14 protein-coding genes and 1 pseudogene are annotated in these 21,553 nt (G+C 71.6%); 7 read left to right on the top strand and 8 right to left on the bottom strand.

The annotated features are described in order from the left end of the window. Positions 1-9: 9 nt before the first annotated feature. Entirely contained in the window at positions 10-2,364 is a 2,355-nt protein-coding gene (locus ACPXCB_RS13465) for a hypothetical protein (RefSeq protein ID WP_425875294.1), read from the bottom strand. Next, entirely contained in the window at positions 2,361-3,152 is a 792-nt protein-coding gene (locus ACPXCB_RS13460; RefSeq protein ID WP_425875292.1) for a deoxyribonuclease IV, read from the bottom strand. The genes ACPXCB_RS13465 and ACPXCB_RS13460 overlap by 4 nt, the downstream gene beginning before the upstream one ends. Positions 3,153-3,793: 641 nt before the next feature. On the opposite strand from ACPXCB_RS13460, the gene rpsF reads away from it, so the two are divergent. The 4 genes from rpsF to rplI all read left to right on the top strand — a co-directional run bounded on the left by rpsF (position 3,794) and on the right by rplI (position 5,447). Continuing rightward, complete coding sequence (rpsF, locus tag ACPXCB_RS13455; RefSeq protein WP_117668160.1) at positions 3,794-4,084, top strand: 30S ribosomal protein S6; 291 nt, start codon at positions 3,794-3,796, stop codon at positions 4,082-4,084. Between the two features lie 81 nt (positions 4,085-4,165). Next, entirely contained in the window at positions 4,166-4,705 is a 540-nt protein-coding gene (locus ACPXCB_RS13450) for a single-stranded DNA-binding protein (RefSeq protein ID WP_199729229.1), read from the top strand. 41 nt (positions 4,706-4,746) lie between these two features. Then, positions 4,747-4,986 carry a 30S ribosomal protein S18 gene (gene rpsR / locus ACPXCB_RS13445; protein ID WP_007073789.1) on the top strand — a complete coding sequence of 80 codons (240 nt, stop codon included), beginning with the start codon at positions 4,747-4,749 and terminating at the stop codon, positions 4,984-4,986. Between the two features lie 14 nt (positions 4,987-5,000). Further along, positions 5,001-5,447, top strand: coding sequence for a 50S ribosomal protein L9 (rplI, locus tag ACPXCB_RS13440; protein ID WP_151456174.1), 447 nt, complete (start codon positions 5,001-5,003; stop codon positions 5,445-5,447). Positions 5,448-5,708: 261 nt separating this feature from the next. On the opposite strand, the gene ACPXCB_RS13435 is transcribed toward rplI, so the two are convergent. Next, positions 5,709-7,313, bottom strand: coding sequence for a hypothetical protein (locus tag ACPXCB_RS13435; protein WP_425875290.1), 1,605 nt, complete (start codon positions 7,311-7,313; stop codon positions 5,709-5,711). A 410-nt stretch (positions 7,314-7,723) separates the two neighbouring features. On the opposite strand from ACPXCB_RS13435, the gene ACPXCB_RS13430 reads away from it, so the two are divergent. Beyond that, entirely contained in the window at positions 7,724-11,896 is a 4,173-nt protein-coding gene (locus tag ACPXCB_RS13430; protein ID WP_425875489.1) for a replicative DNA helicase, read from the top strand. Between the two features lie 15 nt (positions 11,897-11,911). Here ACPXCB_RS13430 and ACPXCB_RS13425 read toward each other — a convergent pair whose 3' ends face one another. From ACPXCB_RS13425 to ACPXCB_RS13405, 5 genes and pseudogenes are all read right to left on the bottom strand, one after another. Then, on the bottom strand, positions 11,912-12,592 hold the full coding sequence (locus ACPXCB_RS13425) for a maleylpyruvate isomerase N-terminal domain-containing protein (protein WP_425875288.1): 681 nt from the start codon (positions 12,590-12,592) through the stop codon (positions 11,912-11,914). A gap of 121 nt (positions 12,593-12,713) precedes the next feature. Continuing rightward, positions 12,714-13,130: a zf-TFIIB domain-containing protein gene (locus ACPXCB_RS13420; RefSeq protein WP_425875286.1), complete on the bottom strand. Its 417-nt coding sequence runs from the start codon at positions 13,128-13,130 to the stop codon at positions 12,714-12,716. 22 nt (positions 13,131-13,152) lie between these two features. Beyond that, a complete protein-coding gene (locus ACPXCB_RS13415) occupies positions 13,153-13,785 on the bottom strand; it encodes a phosphoribosyltransferase (RefSeq protein ID WP_425875284.1) in 633 nt (210 codons plus the stop codon). Further along, positions 13,775-15,099, bottom strand: a pseudogene (locus tag ACPXCB_RS13410) (glycosyltransferase 87 family protein); the annotation flags it as partial. The gene ACPXCB_RS13415 and the pseudogene ACPXCB_RS13410, both read right to left, overlap by 11 nt. A gap of 35 nt (positions 15,100-15,134) precedes the next feature. Further along, a complete protein-coding gene (locus ACPXCB_RS13405; RefSeq protein ID WP_425875282.1) occupies positions 15,135-17,606 on the bottom strand; it encodes a putative bifunctional diguanylate cyclase/phosphodiesterase in 2,472 nt (823 codons plus the stop codon). Here ACPXCB_RS13405 and ACPXCB_RS13400 point away from each other — a divergent pair. Then, complete coding sequence (locus ACPXCB_RS13400; protein WP_421458749.1) at positions 17,560-17,691, top strand: hypothetical protein; 132 nt, start codon at positions 17,560-17,562, stop codon at positions 17,689-17,691. The two genes, ACPXCB_RS13405 and ACPXCB_RS13400, sit on opposite strands and share 47 nt — an antisense overlap. A gap of 494 nt (positions 17,692-18,185) precedes the next feature. After that, complete coding sequence (locus ACPXCB_RS13395) at positions 18,186-21,260, top strand: BTAD domain-containing putative transcriptional regulator (protein ID WP_425875280.1); 3,075 nt, start codon at positions 18,186-18,188, stop codon at positions 21,258-21,260. Positions 21,261-21,553: the final 293 nt, after the last annotated feature.

The raw sequence follows: 21,553 nt of genomic DNA, 5'->3' as shown, positions 1-21,553 counted from the left end.
TGACGGGGGTCACAAGCGGTAGACCACCACGTCGCCGATCTCCTCGCGGGTGATGCCGAGCCCGTCGACCGGTGCGTCCACCGTGACCTCCCACGGCGTGCCGACGATGTGGTCCCGCATCAGCAGCACGTTGCGTACGCCGAGGACGCGCAGGTAGTCGACGCTGGTCTGGTCAGGGAAGGCCAGCGTCACCCGGCGTACGTCGTCGAGCTGGCGCGGGGTGAAACCGCTGCCCCCGTTGACCACGTCCTGGAACTTGCTGGTGGACCAGAGCATCACCGGCTGGTCGAGGCTCTGGCTGCTCGGCAGCACCAGCAGCGGCCCGTCCACGGTGCGCATCGCGGCCGGCTGGGACGGCACGACCGGGTGCGGCGTGGCGTTCAACCCCTCGCCGAGCACCAGCACCAGCGGCAGCAGCGTGGCCAGCCGCAGCCACGGGCTCGGCCAGGAGGGGATCCGCTCGGCGTAGACCTCCCGGACCCGGGTGGCGAACGCGCTGACCGCGCCCGCCGCGAGCAGCCCGAGCAGCAGCGTGGTCCAGAGCATCAGCCGGCCCGGGGTGCGGATGCCGTTCCAGCCGGGCAGGTGGTCGAACAGCGGCACGTAGGTGAAGGTGCCGTCGAAGAACCGGGTGCCCATGGCGAGCACCATCGTCACCACCACCCCGGCGAGCAGCAGCAGCCGGTGGCGCAGCTTCCACACCGAGAAGAAGAGCCCGCCGGCGGCGAGCGCGTAGAGCACGAAGCCGGGCAGCAGGGTCATCTCCGGGTGCCAGGGCAGCGCCGCCCGCGCGCCCTCGTGCAGGGCGCCCCAGACCCGCGACTCGGCGGGCGCCGTGAAGAAGCCGGCCGCCGGCGGCGAGTAGACGCCGATGTCGCCGATGGAACGCTCCGCCTGCGGGTGCGCCCCCGCCACCTTGAAGTACGGGATGGCCAGCAGGCCGCCGACACCGGCGAAGAACAGGCCACCGACCAGGTCCGCGATCAGCAACCGGCGGCCGAACGGGCGCTTGACCGGCCGGACGACCCACCGCCGCAGGAACCAGGTGACGGCCGCGACCAGCACGGTCCCGGCGAGGAAGTACGCGAACGGCAGCCCGATGCCGAAGCCGAGACTGAGTTGCCAGGCGGCCACGAACCAGCCGGCGTAGACCCAGCCGTCGTGCCGACGCTCGGGACGGTACCCGTGCCGCAACGACCAGCCGTGCCCCCGGGCGAGCATCGCCAACGCCAACGGGATGCCGCCGTTGGAGATCACGTGCAGGTGCCCGGCCTGGGCCAGCAGCCACGGCGCGTACGCGAAGCCCGCCCCGGCCACCGCGGAGCCGATCCGGCCGGCGCCGAGCTGACGGGCCAGCGCGTACGCCCCGAGCATGGCGAGCGCGTGGGCCAGCACGAACATGATGTTGTAGCGGAGCACGGCGGCTTCGGGACCGGTGCCGATCATGCCCGCCGGGGCGTAGCCGAGCAGGGTGTCGGAGAAGGCGAAGCTCCAGGACTCCGGGAAGAAGGTGTTCGACTGCCACAGCTGCGCCGGGTTGGTCAGCAGGATGTGCCCCGACCAGGCCATCTGCCACGCCTGGAGGCTGGGATCCCAGTAGTCCTGCGGCAGGGTGTGGCGCGGGTAGCGCAGCGTGGGCCAGGTCAGCAGCACGGCCAACGCCAGCGAGGCGAGCGCCGCGAGCGTCCACTCGTGGATCAGCCGGCGGCCCACCGCCCGCGCGGCGCGCCCGAGCCGGGAGGGCACCGGTTCGGGGGCGGACGCGAAGGCCTCCCACCGGTCCGGCTTTCCCTCCTTGTCGTCCCCGTCCTGGCTCTTGCCGGCCGCCTTGTCGCCGCCCGTGCCTGCGCCCTCGCCGCCGGCCCCGGCCGCACCGGCTGAGCCCGTCTTGCTGGCTGCGCCCGCCTTGGCGCCGTCTTTGTCGCTTCCGCCCGCCTTGGCGTCGACCTTGTCGGCTGAGCCGGCCTTGGCGTCGTCCTTGTCGGTTGCGTCCGCCCTGGCGTCGTCCTTGCCCGCCGTGGTTGCGGCCTTGTCGGCCCCGCCTGCCGTGGCGTCGGTCTTACCGTTCCCCGTCCCGGTGGCGCCGGTCCGGTCAGCCCCGACCGCCCTGGCGTGTGCCCCGGCCTCGGCCTGGGCCGTGTCGGCACCTGGTCGGGCTCCACCGGCACCGGGCTCGGCCGCTCCGGCCTTGGATTGGGCCCCGCCGGTCCTGGGTTCGGCCCCGGCGGTCCTGGCGGCGGCCGGGCCGGTCGTGGCGCCGGTCGTGTCGGCCTTTCCGGCGGCTTCCGTCTTCCCGGCAGTGTCGGCCTTCTCGGCGGCGGCGCCGGGACGGGGGCTGCCGGAGGCGGACTGCTCGGTCGTCATGCCGCCGGGCTCCCCGTGCCCAGCCGGTCGCGCAGGAAGGCGATGTCGGCGCCCTGACCGTCGACCCCGCCCGGGGTCTCGACGATGACCGGCGCGCCGGCCGCGCGGATGACCGCCACCACCAGCTCCGGGTCGATCGTGCCGCCGTCGAGGTTGTCGTGCCGGTCCTGGCCGGAGTTGAACGCGCCCTTGGAGTTGTTGGCGTGCACCAGGTCGATCCGGCCGGTGATCGCCTTGACCCGGTCGACGAGCCCGAGCAGCTCCTCGCCGCCGGCGTGGGCGTGGCAGGTGTCCAGGCAGAAGCCCACCTCGTGATCGCCGATGGCGTCCCAGAGCCGGGCGAGCGCGTCGAGCCGCCGGGCGCAGGCGTTGTCACCGCCGGCGGTGTTCTCGATCAGGACGGGCACGCCGAAGCCGCCGGAGTCCGCCGCGTACGCGAAGGTCTTGCGCCAGTTGTCGAAGCCGACGGCGAGGTCGTCGCCGGCGTTGACGTGCCCGCCGTGCACGATCAGCCCCTTGGCGCCGACGGCGGCGGCCGCCTGGGCGTGCCCGAGCAGCAGCTTGCGGCTCGGGATCCGGATCCGGTTGTTCAGGGTCGCGACGTTGATGACGTACGGCGCGTGCACGTAGAGGTCGACGCCCGCGGCCCGCAGCCGGTCCGCGTCCTCCCGCGGCTTCGGCGCCTTCCACCCCTGGGGGTCGGAGAGGAAGAACTGCACGGCCTCGGCCCCTCGGGCGGTCGCCTCCGCCACCGGGTCGGTCGAATCGACGTGGGCTCCGATACGCATGCAGGGGAGCCTACGTCGCGTCGCCGACAGCCGGGATGACGGCGGTGGCGAACTCGCCGTCCCTCGCGTCACCTCCCGGCGTCGGCGGTCGTTGATGCGAGTGGGATCCACGGTTGCCGCAGCCGACCCGGAACGGCCGCTGGTCGGCCTGTCCCGGCAGGCGCGTCGAACCGCCCGAGAGCGGGGGCACCCCCGTCGCGCGGCCCGGCGCGGCGGGGGCCCGCCCTGACGGAACTTGGCTCATCCGGAAATTTGTCGGAGAATTCCGCCATTTCCCCCGACAAGGGGCAAGAGCCGTTGTAACGTCAGGTAACAACACGATAAAGCTCCGCGGGGCGTCCCCGGTCCAACCTCATCGGTGTGGTCGTTCCTCCCCAGGTCCCACCCAAGGAATGCGGACGGGACGCCCCGCGGCCTCGTGTACGGGGGCTCGCATCGACAGCGACGTCGATGCGGGCCCCCGTCGCATTGCCCGGTGGAAGGGCCCCGCCGACCACCCCGGGCATGATCGTCGGGACCGGGTATCCTGGTCCGGTTGTCCGCGTACGGCCGGGTTCCCCCGGAACCGGCGCGGGCCACGACGCACGACCTCCTGCCACGGAAGGACCGTGGCCGCTTAGCCCATAGGAGGTGAGCACGTCTTGCGTCATTACGAAGTCATGGTGATCCTCGACTCCAGCCTCGAGGAGCGCACCGTCGCCCCGTCCCTCGACACGTACCTGAACGTGATCCGGACTGCGGGTGGCTCGGTCGAGAAGACGGACGTGTGGGGCCGCCGGCGCCTCGCGTACGAGATCAACAAGAAGGCCGAAGGCATCTACGCCGTCATCGACCTGCAGGCGACGCCCGCAGCGGTGGCCGAGCTGGACCGTCAGCTGCGGCTCAACGAGTCCGTGCTGCGCACCAAGGTCATCCGGCCGGAGATGCGCTAAAGCATTCAACCCCGGTCCACCCGGATCAGCCTCATCGGCACTGTCGGAGGGCTCTGAGAGCCTGTACGGCAGAACTGATGAGTGCGCGAGGAGATGGTCATGGCAGGAGACACCACCATCACGGTCATCGGCAACCTGACCGATGACCCCGAGTTGCGGTTCACCCCGTCCGGTGCGGCGGTCGCCAAGTTCCGGGTCGCTTCGACGCCCCGGTTCATGGACAAGGCCTCCGGCGAGTGGAAGGACGGCGAGCCGCTCTTCCTGGCGTGCACCGTGTGGCGGCAGGCGGCGGAGCACGTCGCCGAGTCGCTCCAGCGGGGCGCCCGCGTGATCGTCTCGGGCCGGCTGCGTCAGCGGTCGTACGAGACGCGCGAGGGCGAGAAGCGCACCGTCATCGAGCTCGAGGTCGACGAGATCGGCCCGTCGCTGCGCTACGCCACGGCGAAGGTGCAGAAGATGTCCCGCTCCGGCGGCGGTGGCGGCGGCTTCGGCGGCGGTGGTGGTGGAGGTGGCCAGGGCGGCGGCGGAGGCAACTTCGACGACCCCTGGGCATCGGCTGCACCGGCACCCTCGCGCGGTGGTTCGGGTGGCGGCAACTTCGACGAGGAGCCCCCGTTCTAATGGCGCCGAGCGCCCGCGATCGCAAACCAGGAGCACGAGCAATGGCCAAGGCCGCTGCACTTCGCAAGCCGAAGAAGAAGGTGAACCCGCTCGACAAGGACGGGATCACCTACATCGATTACAAGGACACCGCGCTGCTGCGCAAGTTCATCTCCGACCGCGGCAAGATCCGCGCTCGGCGGGTGACCGGCGTGACCTCGCAGCAGCAGCGGCAGATCGCCCGTGCGGTCAAGAACGCCCGTGAGATGGCGCTCCTGCCGTACACGGCCACGGCCCGCTGAGAGGAGGCACCGATATGAAGATCATCCTGACTCAGGAGGTGTCCGGCCTCGGTGCCCCGGGTGACATCGTCGAGGTCAAGAACGGCTACGGCCGTAACTACCTGCTGCCGCAGGGCTTCGCGATCGCCTGGACCAAGGGTGCGGAGAAGCAGGTCACGGTCATCAAGCGGGCCCGCTCGGCCCGTGAGATCCGCGACCTCGGCCACGCCAACGAGGTAAAGGGCCAGCTCGAGGGCCTCAAGGTCAGCCTGAAGGCCCGCGCCGGCGACGGCGGTCGGCTCTTCGGCTCGGTCACCCCGGCCGAGATCGTCGACGCCGTCAAGGCCGCCGGTGGTCCGGTCCTCGACCGTCGTCGGCTGGAGCTGTCCGGTCCGATCAAGTCGACCGGCTCCTACCCGGTGCAGATCAAGCTGCACCCCGAGGTGAGCGCCAAGTTCGACCTCAACGTCGTCCAGGGCTGACACCTCACCCGAGCACCACGACAGGGCCCGCACCGACCGGTGCGGGCCCTGTTCGTGTACGACCTGCGGCGTACTCTCCCGCTCGTACCGTCGGCCAGCTCGTCGCGGTGCGGGCCGACCAGTGCGGCGGCACGCCAGCCACCGGGCCGCCAAGCTGATCATCAGCCGACAAGCCGGCCGGTGCCTTCGGCGAGCAACGGCACCATGGTCGCGCGGGCGCGCTGATCCGCGCGGGGGCCAGCACTCGACGATCGCGGCTCGTCAGCCGATCGGCTGGCCCGTCACCGCGCTGATCATCACCGTCGAGAGACCGCCGCCGACCACGGCCGCCGCCAGCGCGACGCTGGCCGAACGCCACGTCGTCCCGACCCGGCGCAGCAGCAGCGCCACGACCAGGCTGCTGGCCAGCGCCAACCCGAAGCGCGGCAGGCCCGCTGCCAGCGAGCCCAGCGCCCGCGCCCGGGGCGAGTCGCAACCCCCTCCGCTGATGTCGGTGACACACCCCGCCGGCACCTGTCCGTCCAGGGTCAGCAACCAGACGAAGATCAGCGCCGCCGGCACCAGATAGCACGCGACCGTGTAGAGCAGCGACCGCCACGGCCCGCCCGGATCGGGATCGAGCAGGTCATCCTCGATACGACGGCCCCACGCCCCCGCCCCGGCGGTCCCGGCCCCACGGCGTACGGCCGACGCCGTCGCGGCACCGACCGGCTCGGCCACGCGCCGACGCGGCGCCGGACGCGGCCGCGGCGCGGAGTAGGGCACCACGGGTGACCGGGGCGCCGACACCGGCGGGTCCATCCAGCGGGGATCGTCGCCCGCCAGCCGGGTGCCCGACCAGAAACCCTCGCTCCGCTCGTCCTGCCCCGGCCAGGGCCATTCCTGCACGGCGCCCCCGCCGGAACCCGGCGCGGTCCTGTCCCACCCGCCGTCGTCGGAACACCGCTCCCACGCACCGGTGTCGTCGGACCGGCGCCACTCACCGGTGCCGTCGGTCCGGTCCCACCGACCCGCGCCGTCGGTGCGGTCCCCGCTGCCGGTGTCGTCGGCCCGGTCCCACCGGCCGGTGTCGGTGCGGTCCCAGCGGTCGACCTCACCGGCCGGGTGCCACGCGTGCACACCCGACGCGTCCCACGCGTCCACGGCCGGAGGCGGGGAGGGCGGGCTCTCGGACGCGGCGAGGTGCGACTCCCGGTCCCAGGGATCGACGGCGGGGCGGTCCTCCGCCGCCCGCCGGCCCCGGCGCCGCTCGGCCTTCCGATCCGGTACGGACCCGGACGCGTCCGCCTCCTCCAGGCCGGACCAGACGACCTGCGGGCGTTGCGACGGCAATCGCCTCGGCCGGCTCGGCGGCGCCGAGCCCGAGACGGGGTCGTCCCCGGCCCGCCGCCGCCCGGAGTATCCCCGCTCCTGCGGATGGTCGAACGTCCACTCACCGGTGTGCTCCGACTGCGGGCCCGCGCCTAACGTCCACTCACCGGTGTGCTCCGACTGCGGAGCCGCGCCGATCGCCGGGGTCTCGCGCAAGCTCGTCTCGCTGGCCCGGTGCCAGCTGCTTGTGGTCTCCGTGGCCCGCCAGGCACCGGAGTGCGGTTGGTCGGCCTCGATCCCCACCTCGTCGTCGGGCGCGGCGTGGCGGCCACCGCCGTCGGCGCTGCGGATCCCCGACTCCAGGGCCCAACGCGGCAGGTAGCTGTCGACCGGCTCCCGCTGCCCGCGCTCGACGGCCCGGCGCCGGCTCGGCGTGCGGTGCCGCGCCGGAGCGCGCTCGTACGGATCGACCGGTGCCGAGTCGGCGGGATCGTCCCAGGGGGCGACCGGCTCGCGCGGACCGCCCTCTCCGCGTCCCCAGTCCCGGTTACTCACGGCCGGAGCGTGACCCTTCTCAACCGATGGCGCAATCCGCTGTGCAGGTGTAGCCGTTCGCTGGAGATAGTACGGGACGTTCGACCGCGCAGTTCGACCGAAAACTTGCCGTCCACAGGCTGGGGATTGTGTTTCCGCAGCTCAGCGCCTTGAGTCGGAGAATTCCCCAGCCGTTGTCCACAGGCTGTGCACACCCTGCGCACATGCTCGTCCCCCGCCGTCCACAGGTTGTCCCGAGGCTCGTCCACCGACGTGGTTGAGGGGCTGACCTCGGGTTCCGTATGGTTGGCCCCCGACCGGCCGTGCGATGACCCCCGATCGACCGGCAGGTCGAGGTTGTCTACCCCGGCGACAGGGCTGGATCCAGATCCGACGCAGTGGAGGGGGGACCCGTGTCGGTCACCGACGACATGCGGGCGGACTCGCGATCGGGCGGGGGGCACACGTCCCCGCCGCCGCAGCGCGACGGCCAGTTCGACAAGACCCCGCCCCAGGACATCGCCGCCGAGCAGTGCGTCCTCGGCGGCATGCTGCTCTCCAAGGACGCCGTCGCCGACGTCGTGGAGATCCTCAAGACCAACGACTTCTACCGGCCGGTGCACGCCACCATCTTCGACACCATCCTGGAGATCTACGGCCGGGGCGAGCCGGCCGATTCGATCACCGTGGCGGCGGCCCTGGCCAACTCCGGCGATCTCGTCCGGATCGGCGGCGCCCCCTACCTGCACACGCTGATCGCCAGCGTGCCGACCGCCGCGAACGCGGCCTACTACGCCCGGATCGTCAGCGAGCGGGCGGTCCTGCGGCGCCTGGTCGAGGCCGGCACCAAGATCGTGCAGCTGGGCTACGGCACGGCTCAGGGCGGCAGCCGCGACGTCGACGACGTCGTCGACCTCGCCCAGCAGGCGGTCTACGACATCACCGAGCGCCGCGTCAGCGAGGACTTCGCCGTACTCGCCGACATGCTCCAGCCCACGCTCGACGAGATCGAGGCGGTGGGCGCCCAGGGCGGCATGATGACCGGCGTCCCCACCGGCTTCACCGACCTGGACCGCCTGCTCAACGGCCTGCACGCGGGGCAACTCGTGATCGTCGCCGGACGCCCCGGGTTGGGTAAGGCGCTTGCGCTGGACACCCCCCTTCCCACGCCGACGGGCTGGACCACCATGGGGGACGTGAAGGTCGGCGACGAGTTGCTGAGCGCTGACGGCCGGCCGACGAAGGTCACCGCCGCGTTCGAGGTACGGCACGACCGGCCGTGCTACGAGGTCGAGTTCTCCGACGGCTCGGTGATCGTTGCCGACGGTGAACACCTGTGGAAGACCACTACGCGGGCAAGCCGCCGCGCTGCCCCCGCCCGCCGCCGAAACCACTGGTCTCCCCAAGCCATCGAACGGCTACACCGGGCCGCCGCACGCGCCATGCCCAGCGACGACGTCACGATCGCGGAGTTGGCCGCCGTACTCGGCCCGGAGTTCACGCACACCGCCCAACGGGTGGCGCACGACATCGCCAACGAGTCGCCCGTCGTCATGCGCAGGCGCCCGCGTGTGCGCCCGTCCAGGGCCTATCCGGCCCGCCGCCTCTACCGCCAGTTGCTGGAGCGTGTCGAGCAGTGGGCGGAGAGCCTGGCGGCGGCGGAGTTGCAAGACGTGGTGACGACGGAGCAGATACGAGCGACCCTGCGTACGAACACGGCCGACCGACGACTCAACCATGCGGTCGAGAACGCCGCCGCACTCCGCCTTCCGGAACGCGAACTCCCGCTTGCGCCGTACACGCTCGGCGTCTGGCTCGGCGACGGCCACACGGCGGAAGGAAGGGTCACCACCGTCGACCCGGAGATCCTGGCCGGAATCGAGTCCGACGGCTTCGAGGCCAGACCTTCGGGGCCGATGGTCTACACCATTCGTCCGCCGCGGCTGCCCGCGATCCCCGACCGTGAATGCGTCGTCTGCCACGCCGTCTTCACGCCTCGTGGCCCGGCGATCCACACCTGCGGCCAGTCGTGTGGGGGCCGGTCGAAAGGACTCGTCCCTGCGGCGCGGCGCGAAGGTTGCGCCCACTGCGGGAGAGTGGACGCCAGCGCCTGGAACGCAAGTCGCAGGTGCCGCGACTGCCACGAGCGTTACGGCTCCTTCCGTGGTTACCTGCGGGCGGCCGGGGTGTTGGGCGACAAGCACGTCCCCGCCGCGTACCTGCGGGCCTCGGAGGCGCAGCGGCGAGCGCTGCTGGCCGGGCTGCTCGACACCGACGGCACCGTGACCGTCAGCGGGAACGTGCAGTTCACCACGACGTCCCCCCGCCTCGCCGAGGACGTGCACGAGTTGGTCGTCAGTCTCGGGTACCGCTGCTCGGTCAGTCGGAAGGCCGTCAAGGGGCGCACCGCGGAAAGCTCGATCGCCTTCAACTTGAACTTCACGACGAGGGACGAAGTGTTCCGCCTGACCCGCAAGCGGGAGGCGCACCGGCTGCGGCGCCGTAGCGAGAGCAACTCCCGGACGGACAGCCGTTTCATCGTCGACGTCCGACCGGTGGCGAGCGTGCCCGTCCGGTGCGTCACGGTGGACAATCCCGAGCACCTCTACCTCGCGGGTCGGGCGATGATCCCGACACACAACAGCACGGCGAGCATGGACTTCGCGCGCAACGCCGCGATCAGGGCAAATCAGGCGGCGGCCATCTTCTCGCTGGAAATGAGCAAGGTCGAGATCGTCATGCGGCTGCTGTCGGCCGAGGCGCGTGTGCCCCTGCACGTCCTGCGCAGCGGCCAGCTCTCCGACGACGACTGGACCAAGCTCGCCCGTTGCATGGGCGAGATCAGTGAGGCGCCGCTCTTCGTCGACGACACGCCGAGCATGAACCTGATGGAGATCCGGGCCAAGGCGCGCCGGCTCAAGCAGCGGCACGACCTCAAGCTGATCGTGGTCGACTATCTCCAGCTGATGACCTCCCCGAAGCGCACCGAGAGCCGGCAGCAGGAGGTCGCGGACCTCTCCCGTGGCCTCAAGCTGCTTGCCAAGGAGGTGGAGTGCCCGGTGATCGCGGTCAGTCAGCTGAACCGTGGCCCGGAGCAGCGCACCGACAAGCGACCGCAGCTGTCCGACTTGCGTGAATCGGGCTGCCTGACGGCGGAGACCCGGCTGATCCGGGCCGACAACAACTCCGAAGTGACCCTCGGCGAGTTGCTCGCCGACGGGACCAAGGACGTCCCGGTATGGGCGCTGGACGAGACACTGCGCTACACCCCCCGAACGATGACCCACGTCTTCCCGAGCGGCAATCGGGAGGTGTTCCGCATGAAGCTGGCCTCGGGTAAGCAGATTGACGCGACGTCGAACCATCCGTTTCTCACCTTCGCCGGATGGTTGCCGCTCGGGGAGTTGGCGCCGGGAGCGCGTCTCGCCACCCCCCGGCACGTTCCGCCTCCACTCACGATCCGACCGTGGGCGGAGCCGGAGGTCGTCCTGCTGGCGCACCTGCTAGGCGACGGCTCGTTCGTGCGCCGGCAGCCCATTCGGTACGCGAGCCGCGACGAAGGCAATCTGCAGGCCGTGGCGGAGGCCGCCAAACATTTCGGCATCACCGCCATCCGTGACGACTACGAGGCGGCCAGGGTCACCACCCTGAGGCTTCCCGCTCCCTACCGTCTCGCTCGCGGCCGGCGCAATCCGATCGCCGAGTGGTTGGACGGTCTGGGACTGTTCGGCCTGCGGTCGCATGAGAAGTTCATCCCGGCGGCGGTCTTCGGCATGCCGAAGGAGCAGATCACACTCTTCCTCCGGCACCTGTGGGCCACGGACGGCTCGGTGACCGTGAACAAGTCCGGCCGCGGTGGCCGCATCTACTTCTCGTCGACAAGCCGCCGGATGCTAGAGGACATATCCCGGCTGCTGCTGCGATACGGCATCACCGCTCGGATCAAAGTGGTGCCGGTCGAACGTCACCGACCTCAGTACACGCTTGACGTTTCCGGACGGGATGACCAGTTGCGGTTCCTTCGGGAGATCGGCGTGCACGGAGACAGGGCGCTCAACTGCGCCGAGCTGCTCACATCGCTCACGGCGATGCGCAGCAACACCAACGTCGACACGGTGCCGCGCGAGGTGTGGGGCCGGGTCCGGGAGATCCTGGCGGAGAACGGCATGACCCACCGTGAGTTCGCCGCAGCGATCGACTCCCAGGTCTGTGGCAGCACGTTGTGGAAGCACGCACCAAGTCGATCCAGGCTTGCGAAGATCGCATCGGTCCTCGAAGCCGCCGATCTCGACCTGCACGCTACGAACGACATCTTCTGGGATGAGATCGTGTCGATCGAGTCACTCGGCAGCCACGACGTCTTCGACGCCACCGTCCTCGGTACCCACAACTTCATCGCCAACGGCATCGCCACCCACAACTCGATCGAGCAGGATGCCGACGTCGTGATCCTGCTGCACCGCGACGACTACTACGACAAGGAGTCGCCGCGTGCCGGGGAGGCGGATTTTATTGTTGCCAAGCACAGAAATGGTCCGACCGACACGGTGACGGTGGCCGCGCAGCTCCACCTGTCGCGCTTCGTGGACATGGCCATCGTCTGAGGACGGCCGCGCCGGTCAGCCCAGCAGGGGGAACCAGCCGGCGACCTCGCCGAGTTCGCGCTGGTCGCGGTCGGTGAGCGGCAGTCGGCCGGTGGCCTTGAGCAGGTACTCGGCGTCGCTCCAGGCGGCCGGCCGGACGGCGTCGTCGCTGAGCAGGCCGTCCATGGTGGTCACGGCGACCCGCGTGGCCAGCACCCCGGGCAGGGGCGCGTCGGGCAGGTCGAGGACCAGGTCCAGGTGGTGCACGACGGCCTCGGTGGTCAGGGTGGCGAGCAGGTCCGGCACCCGCAGCACGTGCCCCTGGGTGGTCACGTGGCCGTCGGGGTCGGCCGCGCCCGCGGCGCGTACGGCGGCGGGTGCGGTGTCGGTCCAGAGCCGGACGATCCCGCCGGGGCGGTCGAAGGCGGCTGCGGAGCGACGGGCCCACCAGGCGTGCCGCGCGCCGTCGCCGTCCTCCTCGGACGGGAACGCGCGCCAGTAGGTCACGTCGTCCACGTCGGCCGGGCCCTCGGCGGGGCTGGCCAGCGCGACCAGCGCTCGCTGGGCATCGCAGAGCATGTGGAACAGCAGGTCCGCGACGAGCCAGCCCCGGCACCGGGTGGGCCGTTGCAGGTCCGCGTCGTCGAGGTCGGTGACGACGCGGATGATCCCGTCGTACGCCTGCGCCAGCGCGAGGTGTCGTCCGCGGTGCGTCATGGAGCGCAGCGTCGCACGGCCGACGCCGCTCGGCACGGCGAACGGCGGTGGCACGGGGCGCGGGGCGTGGGACCACGGGTGACCGGGCCGGTCGAGGCGCCGGCCCGGTCGACGGAGTGGCTCAGCCGAACATCTCGTCCAGGAAGCTCTTGTGCTTCTTGCGCTTGTAGTGCCCGTGGTAGCCGTGGTGCTGCTGGCCGTAGGCGGGGGCCGGCGGGTAGCCGTGCACCGGCGGGGGCGGCGGGACGGCGCCGTAGCCCGGCTGGTGCGGGGCGGGAGCGGGCGGCGGGGGCGGCGGAGGCGGGTAACCGCCCTGCTGGTGGCTCGGCTGGCCGGGGTAGCCGCCCTGCTGGTGGGCGGGCTGCGCCGGGGGCGCCGCGCCCTGCTGGCGACTCCAGTTGGCCTCCGCCTCGAACAGCTTCTCCAGCTCACCGCGATCGAGGAAGATCCCCCGGCATTCGCCGCACTGGTCGATGGTGACGCCGCTGCGCTCGTACTGGCGCATTTCTCCGTGACACTTGGGACAGGTCAGGCTCATTCTCCGACCGTACCCGGTCAGGTCACGCAGTCGCTGTCAGCGCTTCCGTGACTTCGGAGTCGGCGACCTCGTGGAAGTCCTCGTAGTAGGTGCTCACCGCCATGAACTCCGGCGGGTGCTGGGCGCAGACGACCTCGTCGGACTCGGCGGCCAGCATCTCGTACGCCTCCTGTGAGCCGACCGGGACGGCGACCACGACCCGGCGGGCGCCGAGGTGACGGGCGACCTGGACGGCGGCACGGGCGGTGGCCCCGGTGGCCAGGCCGTCGTCGACGATCACGGCGGTGCGCCCGGTCAGGTCGAGCGGTGGACGACCGGCGCGGTAGAGCCGTTCCCGCCGTTCCAGTTCGGCCTCCTCGCGGCGGACGACCTCGGCGACGTCGTCCTCCGTGAGCCGACTGGCGACGACGTCGTTGAGGACCCGCACGCCGCCTGGGCCGAGCGCGCCGAAGGCCACCTCGGGCGCCCACGGCATGCCGAGTTTCCGGACGACCAGCACGTCGAGGGGTGCGCCGAGCCGCTCGGCGACCACCCGGGCCACGGGCACGCCGCCGCGTACCAGCCCGAGGACGATGACGTCCGGTGCACCGATGAGCGCGGTGAGCCGTTCGGCGAGCGTCCGGCCCGCCTCTTCGCGGTCGCGGTAGGTGGTCATGCCTCAGGTCTACGCCGTGTCGCCGGCCTCCGCCCGCCGGTTCGCGGAAACCGGGGGATGCAGGGCGGGGGCCCACGCGAGGAGGGCGAGCGGGTAGAGCAGGTAGCCGAAGCGGGTCGTGGGCATCAGCAGGATAGCGGCGAGCAGGCCGTACCCGCAGATCAGGGCCGTGGTGACGGCGGTGCGGGGCGGACGGCGGGCGAGCCGGACGGCGATGGCCAGCCCGGCGGCGAGCAGGAGGGCGACGGCGACGGCGCGGCCGGCGGGCAGCGCGGTGGCGATCAGGTGGCCGGGGAACGGCGACTGGGCGGGGCTGGTCACGAGGCCGTGCCCGAGCGGGAAGCGGAGCACGTTCTCGACCAGCGCGTCGCGGTCGACGAGCAGGGCCGGCAGCAGCGCGGCGGCGGGCACGCCGATCGCGCCCGCGGCGACCCGCAGGCCGGCCCGCCGGGTCAGCCCCCAGATGATCAGCACGAGGGCGACCGGCCAGGCGAAGAGCTTCAGCGCCCCGGCCAGGCCGACCGCGAGACCGGCCCGGCCCGGCCGGCCGGCGGCGGCGAGGGCGAGGGCGAGCAGGCAGAGCGCGAGTACGGGCAGGTCGTCGCCGCCGGTGGCGAGGGTGAGCGCGCAGATCGGGAGGACGGTGGCGGCCTGTACGCCCCGGAGCAGGGCGGTGCCGGTGTGGTCGTCCGCGCTCCGGCGTACGCCGCGGGTGAGGGCGCGGACGGCCAGGGCGAGTGCCAGCGCGGTCCCGACGGCGAACCAGACGCGGGCGTCGGTCCACCAGGCGTCGACGGCCGCCCGGGGCAGCCCGAACAGTGCCATTCCCGGCTGGTAGGGGGTGTAGCCGAGCAGTTGTTCGCCGGGTGGCAGGGCGGCGATGGCGTCGTGCCCGAGGTACGGCGTGCCGGTGTCGACGAGCCGCCGGCCGGACTCCTCGACGACCAGCACCTCCTCTTGCGCCCGGTCGGTGCGTCCGGCGGCCCGTTGGATGCTCTGCCAGGCCAGCGGCAGCAGGGCGGTGGCGAACCAGGCGAACCCGGTGACCGCCCAGCGGGCCCGCAGCCCGGCCGGCGGCGATGTGGGGTCACGCCGCCGCAGCAGGAGCTGGCCGGTCGCGGCGAGGGCCGCGAGGAGGTATCCGACGGCGGCGACGGTGCCCCAGGCCCGGTGCGGGAGCAGGGTGGACGTGGCGGCGGTGATCGCGGCGAACGCCGCCGACCCGGCGTACAGGCCGAGGTCGAGGGCGAGGCCGCCGGCGGCGGAGTCGAGGCGCTGCCAGCCACGGCGGCGGGCGGTCGGGGCGGCGGTCACGCGGGCCAGTCTGGCAGCAGGTACGCGTCGCCGCGTCAGGCGGGCAGGTGGCGGTCGGTGCGGCCGCGCCCGCCCGGCCGGCGGCCCGGGGCGAGCCGGATCACGGCTCCGGCGTCGTGCAGCGGAGGGGCGAGGGTGCCGGGGCTGCCCCCGGAGCCGCGCCGGAACGCCGCGAGGAGCGTGCCGGCGGGCACCGGCCGGGCGAAGAGGTGCCCCTGGCCGGCGGTGCAGCCCAGCTCCCAGAGGGCCCGGCGCTGCGGCTCGCTCTCCACGCCCTCGGCCACCACGTCGAGCCCGAGGCTGCGGCCCAGGTCGAGGGTGGAGCGGATGACGGCGGCGGCCTCGGCGGAGGTCTCCATGGCGGTCACGAAGCTGCGGTCGATCTTCAGCTCGTGCACGGGGATGCGGGAGAGCAGCGACAGGGAGGAGTAGCCGGTGCCGAAGTCGTCGAGCGCCAGCCGGACCCCCTCGTCGCGCAGCCGGCTGAGCACCCGGTCGACCACGTCGAGCTGGCTGAGGGTGAGCGTCTCGGTCAGCTCCAGCACCAGCCGGTCGGGGGGCAGGTCGTGGGCCCGTAACCGGGCGAGCACGGAGCCCGGGAAGCGGGCGTCGAGGAGGCTGCGCGGCGACACGTTGACCGCCACGGGCACGTCGAAGCCGGCGTCCCGCCAGCTGCCCGCCGCGAGCAGGGCCTGGTCGAGGATCGCCTCGGCGAAGGCGGGGAGCAGGCCCGAGCGTTCCACCGCCTCCAGGAAGCGCAGCGGGTCGATCATTCCGTGGGTGGGGTGGTGCCAGCGGGCGAGGGCCTCCGCGCCGGTGACCCGGCCGGTGCCCAGGTCGACGATGGGCTGGAAGTTGACGGTGAACTCGTGGTCGGCGACGGCGCGCGGCAGTTCGCCGCCGAGGGTGAGCCGGCCGAGGTCGGCGGTGTCGCGGGTCGGGGCGTACGTCGAGGTCCGCTGACCGGCCCGTTTGGCCTGGTACATCGCGACGTCCGCGCGGCGCAGCAGCTCCGGCATGCCCCCGGTGGCGGGTGCGGCGGCGATCCCGCCGCTCGCCTCGACGCTGATCCGCATGCCGTCGAGGTCGAACGGCTCGTGCAGCGTGGCGAGCAGGGTCTCCGCGCGGTGCGCGGCCACCGCGGGGGCCGGCAGACCCCGCAGGAGTACGGCGAACTCGTCGCCGCCGAGCCGGGCCACCAGGTCCCCCTCCTGGGCGGCGTCGCGCAGCCGCTCGGCGACCTGCACCAGGACGTGGTCCCCGGCGGCGTGCCCGAGGGTGTCGTTGACCTCCTTGAAGTGGTTGAGGTCGATCAGCACCAGCGCGGTCACCCCGTCGGCATGCCGGGTGTCGAGCTGTTCGGTGCCCTGGTCGAGCAGGTGCCGGCGGTTGGCCAGCCCGGTCAGCGCGTCGTGGGTGGCGGCGTACGCGTGCTCGTCGGCGACCCGGGCCAGCTCGGCGTACGCCTGCGCGTTGCGCACGGCCGTGCAGAGCGCCGAGGCGAAGGTGCGCAGCGTGTACTGCTCCCGCTCGGAGAGCTGCACGGGGCCCCGGAACCGCAGCCGCAGTACGCCCACGTCGACCGTCCGGTCGTGCCCCTCCAGTGCAGCGGGGACCACGGTGCCGTCCACGGCGGTCGGCTCGCCGGCCGGCCCGTCGTACGTGATGGCGACGGCACCGCCGCGCACTGTCCGGCCGCCGTCGCGCAGTTCGATCTCCACCTCGTCGGCCGAGAACAGCTCGGCGGCCTGGGTGACCGCGGTGGTGAGGACCTCGTCCAGGTCGACCACGTTGAGCGCGTCGGTGGTGCGGGCCAGCCGCTGCCACGCCTGCTGCTCGGTGCGGCCGCGGACCCGGGTCGAGTAGGCGAGGTGCAGGCTGAGGACCAGGGGCGGTACGGCGAGCAGCATCAGCGGGTCGGCGCGGAGGATCATCAGGGTGGCGAGGGCGACGAGGAACCGCACGCCGATGCCCGCCAGCCGCAGGTCGAGGTCAGTGCGGAACTGGTCCCAGGGCCGAGTGCCCGTGGCGACGGCGATCACCGGGATCGCGAGCACGTCGTCCAGGAGGGCGGCGACCAGATAGACGAAGCCGAGCTGGACGACCAGGCCCCCCAGGTCGGGTGCGGGCCAGCGGTCGGCCAGCAGCACGATCATCGCCGCGGCACCGCCTGCCACGAGGGTGTGTTTCGCGACTCCGAAGACGGTCTTGATGGGCGGCAGCCGGGTGACGGAGGCGCAGGCCACTCCCGCTCCGGTCGCCAGGATCACCCAGGGCGCCGGGGCCACCGCCAGTCCGATGATGATGGCGGTCTCCACCCATGCGATCGCGAGGGTGGTCGATCGGATCCGGATCGGTGCCTTGACCACCGCTCCGAGGGCGGTCATCAAGGTGATGGCGACGATCGTCGCAGCGTCGCCTACGGAGCGCGGCGGTGTGCGTAGGGCTGCGGAGAGGGCGATGATCGCGACGACGCTCGCTGCCGTCACCGCCGCGCTCACGAGCATCAGTAGGCGCGTATCGGTGTTCCGGCGACGATTCGTGGTCCTGCTCACCCCGCCTCACCTGTCGCTGACCGTCATTCCTCAATGACCGGCAGCGTACCCGGTGGGTTCTCTCCGCGGTAAGGCTCAGTTCCATTCGGTGCTGCGCATCGGACACTCCTCCTCGGGAGATCGGGCACCTGGATGCCGTTCCTGCGTTGAGGGGGAGCTTAAGAGCGTAAGGAGCCATTGCGAAGGAATAAATGTCGGTATGCGCAATATTAGCCAAGGCTGGTATGTCTTGTGACGTTCTGTCCATCCCGTCTGGACGGAGCGCGCAGGTGGAACGTCCGCGAGGGGCGAGGTTGCCGGCCTGTGCCTGATCATTGCAGCAGGAAAGGAGGATGTCTTCCGCTGGTCGAATTGCTTGGCGGTCCACTTGTCCAGGGCCGCGCAAGCCACGACCGACAATGGTCACGTCTACCGCCTGTTGTGGCCGCGTTACGGTCATGGGCGGCAAAGCGGCGAATCGCTCGATATGCTGTGCCCTGCTCACCGACTTCTGATTGATCATTTGGCTACGGAATCAGTCACGGGGGACTGGTGCAGATTCACGTCCTGGGTGGCCTGACGGCTTGGCGACCCGAAGGGACCCTGCGACTGGGCACTCCCAAACAGCAGGCGGTCCTCGCCATGTTGGCCGTGCAGCCCGGACGGCTGGTCACCACCGACGAGCTGATCGACGAGCTGTGGGCGGACGACCCGCCACGTTCCGCCGTACCGAACCTGCGTACCTATGCGGCCACGCTGCGCCGGACTCTGGGTGTGACGGAAGAGGGGCGGCCGTTCATCGTCCGGTCAGGCAGTGGCTACCGCTTCGACCTTGCGACGGACCGGGTCGACCTCGTCTGTTTCAGCGCCGAGTACCACCAGGCCCGGAACCTGGCCCGGGCGGGAGAGCTGGCCGACGCGGATGCCCTACTGCGTCGATCCCTGGCCAGGTGGCGGGGATCGATGCTCGCCGGAGTTCCTCTCGGGCCCGTACTTACCGCCCGGGCCGCCGCCGCCCAGGAGGAACGGCTTCTCGCGGGGGAACTCCTCGCCGACGTACGCCTCAGGGCGGGGCAGCCGGAGCAGGCAATCCCGCTTCTGCGGGAGTCCATCGCCGCCAACCCCCTGCGGGAGCCGGCTCAGCTTCTCCTCATGCGGGCGCTTCGCGAGCGCGGCGATCTCGCCGGTGCGATCGCCGCGTACCACGCCGCAGCCCGCGCGTTGCGGCAGCAGCTCGGTGTCGGGCCCGGATCGGCGCTCCAGCGTCTCCACGAGGCGATCCGGCGCGGCGCCGCGAACGAGGAGTCTCAACCGTTCCGGGTGGCACGGCCTCGCGACGTCTCCATCGGGCAGGCCAGGCTGGTCGGAACCCCGACAGACGGACGACACGGCTCGCGCGACTGGTTGCCCCGGTCCGTTGCCGACTTCGTCGGACGGCGGGACGTGGTGACGCGGTTGATGGAGGAGACCAGCCGCCTGCGGCCGGACAGCGCGGTGCACCTCATCGACGGTATGGCGGGTAGCGGCAAGACCACCCTCGCGGTTCATGTTGCGCGGCTCCTGTCGAAGGACCACCCGGATGCGCAACTCTTCGTGGATCTTCGTGGGCACGGAGACCACAGTCCAGTGGACCCCACCTCGGCCCTCGTGACCCTTCTCAGGCAGCTTGGTGTTCCCGACGGGCGTATTCCTTCCGACCTCGACCAGCGGGCGGAACTCTGGCGTGGCGAACTGGCCGTCCGTCGAACGGTCGTCGTGCTCGACAACGCCGCGGACAGCCAGCAGGTGAGCTCGTTGCTTCCCACGGCCGGCGGGTCCGTCGTGCTCGTCACGTCCCGTCGTCGGCTCACCGGTCTTGACCTGGGACCACCACAGTCGCTGTCCGTCATGTCGCTTCAGGAAGGGCTGGCCCTGTTGGCTGCCAGCGCGGGCGCCCAGCGCGTCGTGGACGAACCGGAGGCAGCCGCAGAGGTCGTCCGACGGTGTGGACACCTGCCGTTGGCGATCAGACTCGTCGGATCGCGGCTTGCTCATCGCCCTGCCCGCCGGATAGCGGATCTGGCCCGCCGCCTCGCCGACGACGTTCCAGCGTTGGGTCACCTCGCGGTGGGCGACCGTACTGTCGCGGCGGCCTTCGCGGCCTCGTACGAGCCGCTCGAAACCGAGGCGAAGCGGATCTTCCGGTTGCTCGGCATCCACTCCGGCGAGCACGGCACCGACATGGTGGCGGCCCTGGCTGATCTTCCCCTTGCCACGGCCTCACGTCTGCTGGACGAGTTGGTGGACTGCCACCTGGTCGAGGAGACCGAGGGCAACCGGTACCGGTTGCACGATCTGCTGCGGCTGTACGCGAGGGAACAGTCCCGCACGTCGGACCAGCCGGAAGCACGCGAGGCCGCAGTGGTGCGTCTTCTCGACTTCGCGCTGCACGCTGCCCTCCGGGCCGCCGAGGACCTGCACGAGGCGATCGACGTCCGCACCGAGATCGGGGTCGCAGATCCGGCCCGGCCGGATCTGCTCGAAGAGACGGAGGCGCGCGGAATCGCATGGCTGGAGGAGGAACGAGCCAACCTCGTGTTGTTGGTAGCGCTGGCCGCGGAGCACGGGCACCACACATACACGTGGAAGCTCGCGCGGGTCCTGTGGCGCTTCTGCTACATACGACGGTACTTCGACGACATCCTGTGCACGCACGAACTCGGGTTGGCTGCCGCGGAGTCGCTGGGCGACAGGTCCGCCGTGGTCTCCATGAGCAACTACCTGGCATCCGCTCTGGTCAAGACGGGGTCCTATCGGCAGGCGTCCGGCTATCTCGCCGCCGCTGTCGGGCTGTGCCGAGACATGAAGGACACCACGCGGCTGGCGAAGATCCGAGCCAACCTGAGCGTCGTCCACTGGTTGAGCGGCAACTTCACACAATCCGCCGCGCTCTCCGTCGAGGGCCTACGCGAGGGCCGCCAAGTGGAGGGATCCATAGCGAACGCGCTGCCGAACCTCGGCCTTGCCCTCACCTCGCTCGGACGGTACGAGGAGGCTCTGCGCTTTCACCGCCGGCACCTCTTCCAGGGTCGGACCGTGGGTGACTACTTCCACATGGCGAACGCGCTGAGCCACCTGGCGTCCGTCAGGGTCCGCACCGGCCAGTGCGAGCAGGCGGTACGCCTGCTGAAATCGTCCCTCATGCTCTACCGGCGCACCGGCCATCGTTACGGTGAAGCCGAAGCACGGAACATCCTCGGCGTGGCCTACCGTGGGTGCGGGCTGTTCGACCAGGCGCGGCACCAGCACGAACTTGCGCTCGAACTGTCGGCCGACTCGGGCGAGAGGCACGCCGAGTGCGGCGCGCTGAACGATCTGGGGCTCACCCTGGCCCGTTCCGGCGACCCGGTCGGAGCCGCCGACGCGCACCAGCGGGCGCTTCGGCTCGCGACCCGCATCGCTCAGCCGTACGAGCAGGCCCGGGCGTTGACCGGCATTGCCGCGCTCCGTGCCGGCAGTGATCTCGCCGAGGCCCGGCGGCACTGGGAACGGGCGTTGGTCCTCTTTCGCCGCATGGACGTACCGGAGTGCAGCGAGGTGGAACGGCGCCTCGCGGAGACCCGGCCGCAGACCGTGGAATGCCACTGAACCACGGAGACGGCTTATCGATTTCTTATCGCCGGTCCCGATAGCGTCCTGCGCGTTCGGCAAGACGGGGGAGGTTCTGGCCCAGGTCAGAACCGGTTCGCCGAGACGCTCGCCGTCGGGTTCCCCCAGTGACTCGACGGCGGGGTGGTGAGGGAGGAGCGGCGCACGGCGAGTCTGCCGGGACGGCCGCACCACGGCCCGGTGGCCCGGCGCCGCTCCTCCCAAGCAGCGGAAGGCCGGCCCGGACGGGGTCGGCGGGTCGGGCTGTGACGGACGTTCGTGCGTACCGGAAA

The sequence above is a fragment of the Micromonospora sp. DT62 genome (assembly GCF_049847285.1).
In the GTDB taxonomy this organism is placed as follows: Bacteria; Actinomycetota; Actinomycetes; order Mycobacteriales; family Micromonosporaceae; genus Micromonospora; species Micromonospora reichwaldensis.
Note: the sequence above shows the minus strand (reverse complement) of the source record. Positions and strands in the feature narration are given on the sequence as shown.